Origin of the sequence: Streptomyces sp. NPDC014801, from assembly GCF_043082085.1 — a bacterium.
GTDB lineage: Bacteria > Actinomycetota > Actinomycetes > Streptomycetales > Streptomycetaceae > Streptomyces.
Window position 1 is genome coordinate 23,567 of record NZ_JBIBXG010000001.1, and the last position, 13,552, is coordinate 37,118.

Consider the following 13,552-nt stretch of genomic DNA (forward strand, 5'->3'; position numbering starts at 1 on the left):
AGTGGTGCAGACCTCTTGTGGGCGCCTTCCCGCGCTCCCTAGCCTTGCGCATCGTGGCGGGGGAGCCTCTCCGGTCTGCCGGGCAGAGGGGTCTTGGCGTGTGCCGTGGCGGAGGAGCCTTCCCGGTGTGCCGTACCGAGGGCCGTCCCGTGAAGGCCGGGCCGCGCTCTGTGAATCTTGTGCGCCGGTTTCCCGCTCCCGCGGGCCGCGCACGGTGGGGGGAGCGATGACCGCAGCGGATCTGATCCCGGCGCCGCGGGCCGTGCGGACGGCCGACGCCGGCTGCGCGCTCGACGAGGACACCGTGCTCGCGGCCGGGCCCGGCACCGAAGCCACCGCGCGCCGGCTGCGCGCCATGCTCCAGGCCGCGACCGGGTACGCGCTGCCGCCCGGCCGAGGTGACGGGGGCACGGCGATCCGGCTGGCCGTCGGGGACACCGGGACGCTCGGCCCGGAGGGCTACCGGCTCACCGTGGACGCCACCGGCGCGACCCTGCTCGGCGGCGGGCCGGCCGGCGTCTTCTGGGCCGCGCAGACGCTGCGCCAGCTGCTCGGCCCCGACGCCTTCCGGCGCGCGCCCCTCACGCCCGGCCGCCGCTGGACCCTGCCCGGCACGGTCGTCGAGGACGCGCCCCGCTTCCGCTGGCGCGGCCTCCTGCTGGACGTCGCCCGCCACTTCCTGCCCAAGGACGGCGTCCTGCGCTACCTGGACCTGATGGCGGCGCACAAACTCAACGTGCTGCACCTGCACCTGACCGACGACCAGGGCTGGCGCCTGCAGATCCGCCGTCACCCGCGCCTGACCGAGATCGGCTCCTGGCGCGCGCGCACCAAACTCGGCCACCGCGCCTCACCGCTGTGGGACGAGCGGCCGCACGGCGGCTTCTACACCCAGGACGACATCCGGGAGATCGTCGCCTACGCCGCCGAGCGGCATATCACCGTCGTCCCCGAGATCGACGTGCCGGGACACTCGCAGGCCGCCATCGCCGCGTACCCGGAACTCGGCAACACCGACGTCATCGACACCACCGCCCTCTCCGTCTGGGACACCTGGGGAGTCAGCCCCAACGTACTGGCCCCCACCGACACCACCCTCCGTTTCTACGAAGAGGTGTTCGAGGAGGTCCTGGAGCTCTTCCCGTCCGAGTTCGTCCACATCGGCGGTGACGAGTGCCCGAAGGACCAATGGCGGCGCTCGGCCACCGCGCAGGCCCGGATCAAGGAGCTCGGGCTGGCCGGTGAGGACGGGCTCCAGGCGTGGTTCATCGGTCACTTCGACCGCTGGCTGAGCGCGCGCGGGCGGCGCCTCATCGGCTGGGACGAGATCCTGGAGGGCGGCCTCGCGCCGGGCGCCGCCGTGTCGTCCTGGCGCGGCTACGCGGGCGGCATCGCCGCCGCGCGCGCGGGCCACGACGTCGTCATGTGCCCCGAGCAGTACGTGTACCTGGACCACCGTCAGGCGCCGGGCGAGGACGAGCCGGTGCCCATCGGCTTCGTCCGCACCCTGGAGGACGTCTACCGCTTCGATCCCGTGCCGGCGCAGCTCACCGGGGACGAGAGGCGGCACGTCCTGGGCACCCAGGCCAACCTGTGGTCGGAGGTGACGGAGGACCAGGGGCGCGTGGACTACCAGGTGTTCCCGCGGCTGGCCGCCCTCGCCGAGGTGGCCTGGAGCGACCTGCCCGCCCCCGCCGAGCGCGACCACGCCGGCTTCGAGCGGCGGATGGCCGCCCACTACCGGCGACTTGACGCCCTCGGCGTCGCCTACCGCCCGCCCTCGGGCCCGCGGCCCTGGCAGCGCCGGCCGGGCATCCTGGGCCGCCCGATCGACGGACCGCCGCCGAACCGGTAGCCGCGCCCGAGCCCCCGGGGGTGCTGCCCTCAGCGGGTGCCTTCTTTGGCCCGGCGGCCGTCGTCCACAGGCTGAGGACGGACGTTTTCCACAGGCCCCGCGCCGGTCGAACAGGTAATGGCACAATCCCATCGAGGTCACCGAAGAGTGCCAATTCGCACCCTTCGGCGAAGCCGTGCGAAAACGGACCAACTCGCCGGTGAGGTGGGCGAACGCCTCCTACCGGACCCGCGTCCTCAGCTGCTCGGAAGATGTGCCAGAGTTGCCACGTCCGCCCTGTCAGCACGTACCGTACGGCGCAACGGGTGGGACCAGGTGGGGCAGCGGGAAGGGGCAGCCGGTTTTGACCACGCACGCACCGCAGGCGGCGCAGACCGTCACGCTGCCCACGACGCTGGACGAGGCCGTTGCGGCCCTGACCGCCATGCCCGCCGCCGTGCCCGTCGCGGGCGGCACCGACCTGATGACCGCCGTCAACTCCGGGCAGCTCAGGCCCGCCGCACTGGTCGGCCTGAACCGGATCAGCGAGATCCGCGGCTGGCAGTACCAGGACGGCCACGCCCTGCTCGGCGCCGGCCTCACGCACGCGCGCATGGGCCGCCCCGACTTCGCCGCCCTCATCCCGGCGCTCGCCGCCGCCGCCCGCGCGGCCGGCCCCCCGCACATCCGCAACGCCGGCACCCTCGGCGGCAACATCGCCTCCGCCGCTCCGACCGGCGACGCGCTGCCCGTGCTCGCCGCGCTGGAGGCCACCCTGATCATCGCCGGGCCGGGCGGGGCCCGCCGCGAGATCCCGGTGTCGCACCTGCTGGCCGGGATGGACCTGCTGCGCGCCGGTGAACTCATCGGCTACGTGCGCGTGCCGCTGCTGCACGCCCCCCAGGTCTTCCTCAAGGCCACCGGCCGCACCGGCCCCGGACGCGCCGTCGCCTCCGTCGCGCTCGTCCTCGACCCCGCGCGCCGGGGCGTGCGCTGCGCGGTCGGCGCCATCGCGCCCATGCCGCTGCGCCCCCTGGAGGCCGAGCACTGGGTCGCCCAGCTCATCGACTGGGACAACAACCGCGCGATCGTCCCCGAGGCGCTGCACGCCTTCGGGGAGTACGTCGCCGCGGCCTGCATCCCCGACCCGGCCCCGGAGCAGGACGGCTCCGTACCACCGCTTCCACCCGCCGTACTGCACCTGCGGCGCACCGTCGCCGCGCTGGCCCGACGAGCACTGGGGAGGGCGTTGTCGTGACCGACGACCAGCAGGGAACGGGCACCCCGCAGGGCGGCGGCCGCTGGGACCCGCTGCCCCAGGGCGACTACGACGACGGCGCGACCGCCTTCGTCAAGCTCCCCGAGGGCGGCGTCGACGCGCTGCTGTCCGGCGACAGCCCGCTCGCCGCGCCCGGGCACGGCTATGTGCCGCCGCAGATAACGGTGGCCCCGGCCACCACCGCCGGCACCGACCCCGCCGCCACGGGCACCTGGAGCATGCCCGCCGACGGGGCGCAGTGGGGTGCCCCGGCCACCGGCTCGGGCGAGGCCCCGCAGGCGTCCGCCGACGACCGGTTCACCTACCAGCCCGGCGCGACCGGGCAGTGGAACTTCGAGGACCACACGGGCGCGTACGGCGGCGGGGGCGCCCCCGAGCACGAGCCGGCGCCCGCGCCCGGCCACGACGTCACCGGGCAGTGGTCCATCCCCGTCGCCGGGGGCGACCTGCCGGACGAGTCCGGCGAGTACACCACGTCCTCGCTCGTCGAGCAGTGGGGCGGCACCCCTCCGGCCACACTGCCCGGCGGGGCCGCCGCCCCCTGGGCGACCGGCGCACCGGGACGCCCCTGGGACACGCCGCAGCCGGAGCCCGGCGCGGGCGAGGAACAGCCGCAGGCACCGGTCCACGGCGGTGAGCCGGGCGAGCCGGTCGCCGGGCACGCGCACGAGGGCGGCTACCCGGCCGCCGGACCGGAGGTCGCCCCCTACGCGGGCCCGCACACCGGTCACGCCGCCGGCCAGGACAGCGGCCACTTCGCCGGTGCGCAGCCGCAGCCCTTCGCGAGCGAGACCCCGGGTGACCACACCGGCCACTTCGCCGGCCCCCAGGGCGACTACGCCCCCGCCGCCGAGCCGACGGCCGAGGACGCCGAACCGTCCGGTGCCGAACCCACCGGCGGGGAGCCCGCGACGGAGCCCACGCAGGCGCCCGCGCAGGACGCGCACGGCGTGCAGGACGCGCACAGCGCACAGGGCGTGGAGGACGCGCACGACGCCCACGCCACGCCCGGCGCGCACGCCGCCCAGGAAGCCCTCGGCGCCCACGACGTCCAGCAGGCCGTGCCGACCGGGGCCGACCCCACCGCCGTACCCGCGCACGCGCCGCACGCCGACGAGGCGCCGGAGGCCGAGCACGCGCCGGCGCCGGAGACGGCCGAGGCGTCGGAGCAGGCGCCGGAGCAGCCGTCCGCCGAACCGCCCGCAGAGGCCGAGGCCCCCGCCGGGCACGCCGAGTCCCCGGAGCAGCCCCCGGCCGCGCCGGACCCGCACGACGCGCACGACGCGCACGAGGCCGGGCAGCCGCACGAGGCCGCCCAGCCGCACGACGGCCCGGCGCCCGGCGCGGCGCCGCACCCGGAGGCGCCGCCGCACGACGCCCCGCCACCGCCGCACGACGAACACCCCCTCGCCTCCTACGTGCTGCGCGTCAACGGTGCCGACCGGCCCGTCGGCGACGCCTGGATCGGCGAGTCGCTGCTGTACGTGCTGCGCGAGCGGCTGGGCCTGGCCGGCGCCAAGGACGGCTGCTCGCAGGGCGAGTGCGGGGCGTGCAACGTGCAGGTCGACGGCCGGCTCGTCGCCTCCTGCCTGGTGCCCGCGGTCACCGCCGCCGGCAGCGAGGTCCGCACCGTGGAGGGCCTCGCCGAGGACGGGCAGCCCTCCGACGTGCAGCGGGCGCTCGCCCGGTGCGGCGCGGTGCAGTGCGGCTTCTGCGTGCCCGGCATGGCGATGACCGTGCACGACCTGCTGGAGGGCAACCCGGCGCCGACCGAGCTGGAGACCCGCCAGGCCCTCTGCGGCAACCTGTGCCGCTGCTCCGGCTACCGGGGCGTCGTGCAGGCCGTCCAGGAGGTCGTCGCCGAGCGTGAGGCCCTGCGCGCGGGCGACGGTGAGACGGACGGCGACGAGCCGCGTATCCCGCACCAGGCGGGCCCGGGCGCGGGCGGCGTGCACCCGAGCGCGTTCGAGGAGGGCGCGCACCCGAGCGTGTTCGAACACGGCGGGCACCCGGGCGCGTTCCAGGACCCGGCCGCCCCGCACGGGCACGACCAGCAGCCGTACGGACAGGGAGAGGACGGAGGCCAGGCGTGAGCAACGAAGCCGCCACCGCGACCACCACCGCGGAGGCAGCACCCGCCCCCGAGCAGATCCCGCACGGCCTGGGCGCCTCCCTGCCGGCCGCCGACGCCCGCGCCAAGACCGAGGGCACCTTCCCGTACGCGGCCGACCTGTGGGCCGAGGGCCTGCTGTGGGCGGCCGTGCTGCGCTCCCCGCACCCGCACGCGCGCATCGTGTCCATCGACACCACGCACGCGCGCGAGATGCCCGGCGTGCGGGCCGTCGTCACCCACGAGGACGTCCCCGGCAGCCCGGTGTACGGCCGGGGCGCCGCCGACCGCCCGGTGTTCGCCTCCGAGGTCGTACGCCACCACGGCGAGCCCATCGCGGCCGTCGCCGCCGACCACCCGGACACCGCGCGGATGGCCGCCGCGGCCGTCATCGTCGAGTACGAGGTGCTCGACCCGGTCACCGACCCCGAGCAGGCCTTCGAGGCCGAGCCGCTGCACCCCGATGGCAACCTGATCCGGCACATCCCGCTGCGCCACGGCGACCCGTCCGCGGTCGGCGAGGTGGTCGTCGAGGGCCTGTACCGCATCGGCCGCCAGGACCCCGCGCCCATCGGCGCCGAGGCCGGGCTCGCCGTGCCGCGCCCCGACGGCGGCGTGGAGCTGTACACGGCCTCCACCGACCCGCACACCGACCGCGACGCCCTCGCCGCCTGCTTCGGCCTGGAGCCGGAGCGGGTGAAGGTCGTCGTCACCGGCGTGCCCGGCGCGACCGCCGACCGTGAGGACCAGGGCTTCCAACTCCCGCTGGGCCTGCTCGCGTTGAAGACGGGCTGCCCGGTGAAGCTGACCGCGACCCGCGAGGAGTCCTTCCTCGGCCACGCCCACCGGCACCCCACCCTGCTGCGCTACCGCCACCACGCGGACGCCGAGGGCAGACTGGTGAAGGTCGAGGCGCAGATCCTGCTCGACGCGGGCGCCTACGCCGACACCTCCTCCGACGCGCTCGCCGCGGCCGTCTCCTTCGCCTGCGGCCCCTACGTGGTGCCGAACGCGTTCATCGAGGGCTGGGCGGTGCGCACCAACAACCCGCCCTCCGGCCATGTGCGCGGCGAGGGCGCCATGCAGGTGTGCGCCGCGTACGAGGCGCAGATGGACAAGCTGGCGAAGAAGCTGGGCGTCGACCCGGCGGAGCTGCGCCTGCGCAACGTCATGGCCACCGGCGACGTGCTGCCGACGGGCCAGACGGTGACCTGCCCGGCACCCGTCGCCGAACTCCTGCAGGCCGTACGGGACTTCCCCCTGCCCGCCCTCCCCAAGGACACCCCGGAGGAGGACTGGCTGCTGCCCGGCGGCCCCGAGGGCGCGGGCGAGCCGGGCGCGGTGCGCCGCGGCGTGGGCTACGGCCTGGGCGTGGTGCACATGCTCGGCGCGGAGGGCGCCGACGAGGTGTCCACGGCGACGGTGAAGGTGCACGACGGGGTTGCCACCGTGCTGTGCGCGGCGGTGGAGACCGGGCAGGGATTCGCCACGCTGGCCCGGCAGATCGTGCAGGAGACGCTCGGCATCGACGAGGTCCACGTGGCGCCCGTCGACACCGACCAGCCCCCGGCGGGCCCCGGGTGCCGCGGCCGCCACACGTGGGTGTCGGGCGGTGCGGTGGAGCGCGCGGCCAAGATGGTCCGCACGCAGCTCCTGCAGCCGCTGGCCCACAAGTTCGGCATGTCCACCGAGCTGCTGCAGATCACCGACGGCAAGATCACCTCGTACGACGGCGTGCTGTCGACGACGGTGACGGAGGCGATGGACGGCAAGGAGCTGTGGGCCACGGCCCAGTGCCGCCCGCACCCCACCGAGCCGCTGGACGAGTCGGGACAGGGCGACGCCTTCGTCGGGCTCGCGTTCTGCGCGATCCGCGCGGTGGTGGACGTGGACATCGAGCTGGGCTCGGTGCGGGTCGTGGAGCTGGCCGTCGCGCAGGACGTGGGCCGGGTGCTCAACCCGGCGCAGCTCGCGGCGCGCATCGAGGCGGGTGTCACGCAGGGCGTGGGCATCGCGCTGACGGAGAACCTGCGCACGCCGCGGGGTCTGATCCGCCACCCCGACCTCACCGGGTACGCGCTGCCGACGGCCCTGGACGCGCCGGACATCCGGATCGTCAAACTGGTCGAGGAGCGGGACGTGGTGGCGCCGTTCGGCGCGAAGGCGGTCAGCGCGGCGCCGGTGGTGGCCTCGCCGGCGGCGATCGCCTCGGCGGTGCGCGCGGCGACGGGCCGCCCGGTCAACCGGCTGCCGATCCGCCCCCAGGCGGCGGTGGTGAACAACTGACGGGCCCGTTGTCAGTGGTGGGGCGTAGTGTTCCGACCACGGGAGAGACACAGGGAAACTCCCGTACGGGGAAGCACACGGGGGAAGCATGAGCACGCGCACCATCACCGCCAGGGGACCGGACACGGCGTCCGGGCTGGCCCTGGACCTGCCGCCGCGGCTGCTGGACGAGGAGTTCGGGGCCGGGCGGATCGTCCGCTTCGAGGACCTCGACTTTCCGCGCGCCCTCACGCACGAGCCGACGCGCCGCTTCCTGCGCGAGGTCGGCCTGCCGGAGGAGACGCCGTGGTTCCGGCTGGACATGGACGTCCCGCTGGCCACGCTGAGCGAGTACGCCGTGCACGAGCTGCGCTCGCACGCGCCCTTGCCGCACGGTGCGGCCCGCCTGATACGCCTCGGCGAGGCCGTGGACGGCACCAGCCTGGCGCTCGACGGCACCACGGGCACGGTCCTGTCCTGGCCCGGCCCCGGCGCGGCCCCCCAGCCTCTGAACGCCGACGTCTCCGGCCTGGCGTTCCTGCTGTGGCTGGCACACCACCGCAACGCCCGCGCGCTCGGAGACATGGGCGAGCCGGTGGCACTGGCGCAGTAGCAGCAGGGGAGCCGGCGCGCAGGGACCCCGGGGCGCGGGGGTTGGCGACCTGCCGACCTGACGCGTGGGCAGTGGGTCGTGAGCCGGGCGCCGAGCGCGCGGGCGCCGAGCCGCGGTCGGAGAACGCCGTCTGCCCTGCCGGGCCGCCGGATGCGTGCGCCCTGAGGGACTCATAGGCTGGTCACAGGGGTCGACATGGTTCGATCTCCGAGGAGCCTCCCATGCGCAAGACGACCAAGGGCACCTGGCGGGCGATGGGACTCGTCACCGCACTCACCACGGCGGCCGCGATCGCCACCATCGGCCCGGCCCACGCCGCCACCGCCCAACTGTCCGCGTACGTCAGCGACGGCTGGGGCGGCGGAACCATCACCAGCCAGCCGGCCGGGATCAACTGCCACCAGGCGGCGGACCTCGATCCCTACAACGTCCCGCAGCAGAACCCGACCGGCACCTGCACCGCGACGTTCACGGTCGGCACGACGGTCACGTTCACCGCCACCCCCGACGCCGGCTCGTACGTCAACATCGGTCCCTCACCGAACCCGGTGACCGTCCACACCGGTTACAACTACACCGAGGTGATGTTCTGCCCGAACGACGGCCTGTGCTCGGCGGGCTGACCCCGCCCACGCCCCGAAGGCGGCTGACCCGCCCACACAGCAGAAGGGGCGGCACGCACGCGTGCCACCCCTTCCCGGTCGGCGACGGCCATGAGGCCGCACCACGTTCCAGCGCGACCACGTCCGCGGCTGACGTTCAGCCTTCGCCTCGACCGGCCCTCCGCCGGATGCGCGCGGCCATCCACTGGCCACCGATCGCGCTCGACGTGACCGTCAGCGCCAAAGACAGCGAGTCGTCCCGCGACTTGCCCCTCACCCAGCGCCATGACACGGCCGCAAGCCCCGCCACGGCAAGCGCGTAAGCCGGCACCGCGAGCCACCGCGAGCCACCGCGCCATTCCGCGCCGGCGCCACGAAGGGGTTGCCTCATCGTCCGATCGCTGACGCTCCGCCATTCCATCCCGTTACCCCGCGAGGGGAGGGACTCCGCGTGTTCGAGACCCGGTTCCGCGGTTGGCCTTCACGCGGACCAACTGCGACGGAAACGGGGACGGACGGCGAGAAGGGCGGCACCCGTGCTGGGGTGCCGCCCTTCTGTTTGGCCTGGCCAGGCCGCCGGAGGCCGTGGCGGGAATTGAACCCGCGTAACTCGCTTTGCAGGTTTGTCGGACCTGCTCAGAGGGTCATTCGTGTGCGACCGTCGCCGTTCAGCCCCATACGGAGGGCCGCATCCGCCGGGCAGCGCGAACCGCGCTGTATGCCTGTGTACGGCGATGAACGAGACGGAAACTGAGACGGACGCAGCGCTGCCGGCAGAGGGTCAGCTACCGGCGTCTGGCGTTGGGTGCTCTTCAGCCTGCACTTGGAGCACGGGGCCAACCGGCATGAGGGCTGGCGTGATCTGAGGCTTGGCCGAGCTCAGGTCGGGGGAGGCAACAAAGATCCCTGGAGAAGCCGGGGAGAGGGAGGGACACGGATGCCGAATCAAAGCGTGTACGGGAGCTACGCGGAGGGCAAGGCAGACGCGGCGGCGAGCCGGACCGGCGACGAAGACCGAACCGACGCCATTGGGGAAGGGCTCGCTGCCATCGCCTACGCCCTGCTCGACGTCGCCGCCGCGATCCGTGAGAACACCGAGGCCCGACAGCAGTAGCAACGCCGCCGAGCTCGGCAAGGTCCTGCCCAATACCGATGAGGCACCTCCAGATCTACACCTCTCGTGTCGACTGGGAGATGCCCCACGGCGCCGCGTTGCTGTCACTGTCAGTGTCTACGGTAGCTGGCGCGTCTTTTGGCGCTTCGGTCGCTTCGCAACAGGGACCAAACCCCTGCGGATCTTCATCAGATGCTCGTCTTTCGTGTTCTCGCGCACTGCCAGCCGGCTCAGGATTCGATGCTGCGTTTCCGGAGTCCAGAACACTTCGAGACGCTTCCGAGCACGTGTTATCGCGGTGTAGAAAATACTGTGGGAGATACTCTCCTCGTTGGCATCCGTAATGACGACCTTCACAGATTCGTACTCAACACCCTGTGCCTTGTGAATCGACACGGCGTAAGCGATCTGAAACGGCACGATGGTGTTGACGGAGTCGTCGTCATCGTCGCTATTGCCGCGCTCGAAGACATCGAACTGCACAGTCGATCCTTCCACCCAGCGCAGACTTGTGAAGAGAACATCGTCTGCAGTGACATCCCGTTCGAGATTCACATCGAACGTGATACGGCCGGGCGCGCGATCGATCTTGACGATCTTCCCCTTCAGGTTGTTGAAGATGACCGGACTAAACCGATCAGACTCGTTGAAAAGTACTGGATCTCCGACCTTGTACGTGGACTCGTGCCACGTCACGGATGGATTCGGGTTGCTCGCCTGCAAGAACCGGTTGACGTTGTTGATGCCATACAGGCCGTCATAGTTCAGGCAGAGTACGATCTCGTCATCGCTTCGATGTTGGAAGAGCGAGTCTCCTAGAACCGTCGAGTAGCCATTCTTGGAGAGTGACTCCTCGATGTGGTCGTCCAGGTTCCGAACCCTGCTCCACAGTGTCAGAAGGCCCTGGTCGGTCGTCCTAAAGGGCTCTGTCAGTTCGAATACAGACTCGCTCGGGATATACGACCGAATGATACTGAACCAGTTGCCAAACTCGATCGACTCGATCTGGTAGACGTCGCCAACAAGTACGAGCAAGTCGAAGGACGTGTTCTCAAGCACCTCAAGCAGGCTTGCGTTGCTTACGGTGCTGCACTCGTCGATTACCAATACGTCGTACTTTACGCCGAACGGCGCACCATTGCGTACGTGCTTGCTGATCGTACTGAACTCGCTGTTCGGCGCCTGTACTCGTCTCTTTAGGTTGTCGACGGCCGGATTGGTGTGGGCCAAGAAGAGCTTTCGAGCATCCTCGAAGTAGTTCGCGATGTGATTTACCATCGTCGATTTTCCCGTACCAGCCGCGCCGTAGACGAGGGCGACCTTCGAGTGCTCGAACAACTTCGTCAGCGCCTCAGCCTTCAAGGGATCATCGATGACGCCCGGGTTCGCGTCGATCCATGCCTGAACGTCGCTGCTATGTTGGGGGACGCCACTAGCAGAGATTTCCCGGAGCTTGTTCACGATCGATACCGTGTCGTCCTCGTACCCGACGATGAACACATGCCCATTTGCTTGAGCCAGCTTGCGTCGTGCGTGCCGTTCGGTGGGCGGAAGCATCGAATTGTGACGCGATATCAGTTCGTCGAGGTCACCGAGGTCCTCTAGCTCAGATGCCGGTGTATAAATCACACCGCGCTGCTCGACATTGCTCCTGACCCGCCTGGCAAGCAATTCGTGAGGCCGAGCCTTAGCGTCCAAACTCTCGGCAAGATCCCCAAAGCGCGGGTTGTGTTTGCGTGGTGATGTGCAGAACGGCATCGTGTCAAAGGGCCTGCAACCCCAGGAGACGCGCAGCCCGGAAAGTGCAGTACACGGATCGACATAGAACTGATCCTTGATGACGCGATTGTTCATCCGCAGCATGAGGTACCGCAGCAGACGAGAGCCAGGCCGGTCCTTGCGGATGAGTGACCGCGCGCGGTCAAGGACGGGGAAGATAGACGCACTTCGTTGAGTCCCAGTTAGTGCCCATGAGCGGAGCGATGCGTAAGCGGCGTCGGTCATATCCATGAGATCAAGCAGACTTGATCGCGTCGTCGTGAGGTACCGCATCAGGTTGCGGTACTCGGAATGCGACGTACTGACCTTTCCGTGCGAGGCGTCGAAGAGGCGTGCGAAGTTGTCGAACTCACACGGTCGGATTGACACCTCCCATGAGCGGATCAGCGTGATGGGCATTTTCTTGCCGAGTACCTCGATCGTGTCGCTTGCCAGCTCCAGACTGGCTGCGTACTTGTCAGTGACGTCGATGTCGGTGAACCCAATGATGCGATCGAACTTGCTCGTCCGATTGTGGGCGAGGTGAAACGTGACCTCATAGTAGATCCGGCCAGCGATGAAGAAAGGTCGAGAGCTATGAATGTAGTATCGCTCGCGACGTCGACTTGTGGGCAGCCTCGTCTTTTCCTCCTCGATGCAGGCGGCAATCTTCTCGTAGTACTCCCGCAACGAGGGGTCGAGGTCGATCGGAAACTGTTCGATGTTGGTCAGGATCGTTACCCCGAGCTGATCCTTTGCTAGGTCGCGGGTGCGGAGCAGGTATTCGTAATACTTCAGCATCAATCGCTCGGACGGGTCACGATCCAGTGTGTAGTGCGAGACGCTGGCCTGGAGTAGGCCGTGGAATCTACTCAGGAGCCTGAACTTGGCGAGGGCCTTAACAGCGTCCAGAGCTGGCCCGACCTGGTTGTAATGAAACTCAGCCGAGCGATCATTTAGGTGTGCCCAGACAGCAAGGCCTTCGACGAGATTTCGGAGTTGCCCCAACACGTTTTGCGAGAGGAAGCCTCGGTCGCCTACTGGGTTGGCAAGGTTCTGGCAGATCACGTCGTCGGCACTCTTGACTTGCTGTTCTACTGTTGCCATCGCTCCCGCTCTACTTCCCCGAAGGAATGCACGTCACCTTCGGTATCGAGGCACGAAGTCCTAGCCGCCTCGCCCCGAGCGCCGCTGCAGTGCATTCGCACGAGTGTTCGCCCTGCTGTCGAACATCAGGCGCCGCCCCGACACCATCAGACGCCCATGGAACCACTCAAGAGGCCTCGAACTGGCCATCTTTTCTGATCTGCCCTGCTTGTCCCACCGGTTCCCGACCGACCTGTACCTTCCCGAGACCAGAGGCGGCCCGCGCCACCCTGGCCACCCGCGCTTCGCGTCAGCCGAGGTCCCTGTGATCACGCCGGCAGTCATCCCGTGGATGGGAAGACGAGACCATCGGCCGGTGGCACGGGGAGTGCAACACTTGTTGCCATAGAGTGCAGGTCGAGGAAGGTGAGCCCCCGTGCCGCAGGCCAGTCCGCGTGGAACGTACCTGGTCATCGCAGAGGCACTGCGAACCGAGATCGAGAACGGGAGGGGTATTAACACCCTTCCGTCGGAAGCCGACATGATGCGCTCGCACGGTGTCGGCCGGAACACGATCCGTCGCGCCCTCAAGGTGCTCGAAGCCGAAGGCATTGTCGAGTCCGCACCCGGAATCGGATGGCGTCCCGCTCGGAGCGGCGACCGGCGGTCGTTGGCAGAACGCATGACTGACGTGATCGCGGAGGATTCGTTGGCAGTGGGCGATGCGTACCCGTCAGAGGCGAAGCTGTGCGAGCGGTTCGGCGCATCCCGGACCGCGGTACGGCGCGTTCTGGCGCAGATGGAAGGGAACGGCTTGCTCACCACGGTTCACGGGAAGGGGCGCACGGTGCGCGCTCTGCCGGCGCCCACGGGGCGGCCGTAGTCTTGGCC

Annotated in this window: 9 protein-coding genes; 8 read left to right on the top strand and 1 reads right to left on the bottom strand. The window is 70.4% G+C overall.

All coding sequences use genetic code 11. The features are described 5' to 3' along the window. The first annotated feature begins 226 nt into the window (after window positions 1–226). From ACF1AL_RS00100 to ACF1AL_RS00130, 7 genes are all read left to right on the top strand, one after another. Window positions 227–1,855 (top strand): beta-N-acetylhexosaminidase, encoded by a 1,629-nt coding sequence (locus tag ACF1AL_RS00100; RefSeq protein ID WP_391825191.1) that lies wholly within the window; start codon window positions 227–229, stop codon window positions 1,853–1,855. A gap of 343 nt (window positions 1,856–2,198) precedes the next feature. Next, window positions 2,199–3,092: an FAD binding domain-containing protein gene (locus tag ACF1AL_RS00105; protein WP_366841531.1), complete on the top strand. Its 894-nt coding sequence runs from the start codon at window positions 2,199–2,201 to the stop codon at window positions 3,090–3,092. Further along, complete coding sequence (locus ACF1AL_RS00110) at window positions 3,089–5,206, top strand: 2Fe-2S iron-sulfur cluster-binding protein (protein WP_391825192.1); 2,118 nt, start codon at window positions 3,089–3,091, stop codon at window positions 5,204–5,206. The genes ACF1AL_RS00105 and ACF1AL_RS00110 overlap by 4 nt, the downstream gene beginning before the upstream one ends. After that, window positions 5,203–7,509: a xanthine dehydrogenase family protein molybdopterin-binding subunit gene (locus ACF1AL_RS00115; protein ID WP_391825193.1), complete on the top strand. Its 2,307-nt coding sequence runs from the start codon at window positions 5,203–5,205 to the stop codon at window positions 7,507–7,509. The genes ACF1AL_RS00110 and ACF1AL_RS00115 overlap by 4 nt, the downstream gene beginning before the upstream one ends. 88 nt (window positions 7,510–7,597) lie before the next feature. Beyond that, the gene (locus ACF1AL_RS00120; protein ID WP_391694297.1) at window positions 7,598–8,101 is read left to right on the top strand and encodes an SUKH-4 family immunity protein; all 504 of its coding nucleotides are present in this window, start codon (window positions 7,598–7,600) and stop codon (window positions 8,099–8,101) included. 221 nt (window positions 8,102–8,322) lie between these two features. After that, window positions 8,323–8,724 carry a hypothetical protein gene (locus tag ACF1AL_RS00125; protein WP_391694300.1) on the top strand — a complete coding sequence of 134 codons (402 nt, stop codon included), beginning with the start codon at window positions 8,323–8,325 and terminating at the stop codon, window positions 8,722–8,724. 916 nt (window positions 8,725–9,640) lie between these two features. After that, complete coding sequence (locus ACF1AL_RS00130; RefSeq protein ID WP_365739048.1) at window positions 9,641–9,817, top strand: hypothetical protein; 177 nt, start codon at window positions 9,641–9,643, stop codon at window positions 9,815–9,817. 117 nt (window positions 9,818–9,934) lie between these two features. Here the strand turns inward: ACF1AL_RS00130 and ACF1AL_RS00135 are convergent, their stop codons facing one another. Continuing rightward, window positions 9,935–12,682, bottom strand: coding sequence for an ATP-dependent RecD-like DNA helicase (locus ACF1AL_RS00135; protein WP_391825194.1), 2,748 nt, complete (start codon window positions 12,680–12,682; stop codon window positions 9,935–9,937). A gap of 415 nt (window positions 12,683–13,097) precedes the next feature. Here ACF1AL_RS00135 and ACF1AL_RS00140 point away from each other — a divergent pair, with 415 nt between their 5' ends. Continuing rightward, on the top strand, window positions 13,098–13,544 hold the full coding sequence (locus ACF1AL_RS00140) for a winged helix-turn-helix domain-containing protein (protein ID WP_391825195.1): 447 nt from the start codon (window positions 13,098–13,100) through the stop codon (window positions 13,542–13,544). Window positions 13,545–13,552: the final 8 nt, after the last annotated feature.

Bases quoted from the DNA above. Each gene is read 5' to 3' on its own strand.
- ACF1AL_RS00100 (WP_391825191.1), top strand. From the start codon at position 227: ATGACCGCAGCGGATCTGATCCCGGCGCCGCGGGCCGTGCGGACGGCC.
- ACF1AL_RS00120 (WP_391694297.1), top strand. From the start codon at position 7,598: ATGAGCACGCGCACCATCACCGCCAGGGGACCGGACACGGCGTCCGGG.
- ACF1AL_RS00125 (WP_391694300.1), top strand. From the start codon at position 8,323: ATGCGCAAGACGACCAAGGGCACCTGGCGGGCGATGGGACTCGTCACC.
- ACF1AL_RS00130 (WP_365739048.1), top strand. From the start codon at position 9,641: ATGCCGAATCAAAGCGTGTACGGGAGCTACGCGGAGGGCAAGGCAGAC.
- ACF1AL_RS00135 (WP_391825194.1), bottom strand. From the start codon at position 12,682: ATGGCAACAGTAGAACAGCAAGTCAAGAGTGCCGACGACGTGATCTGC.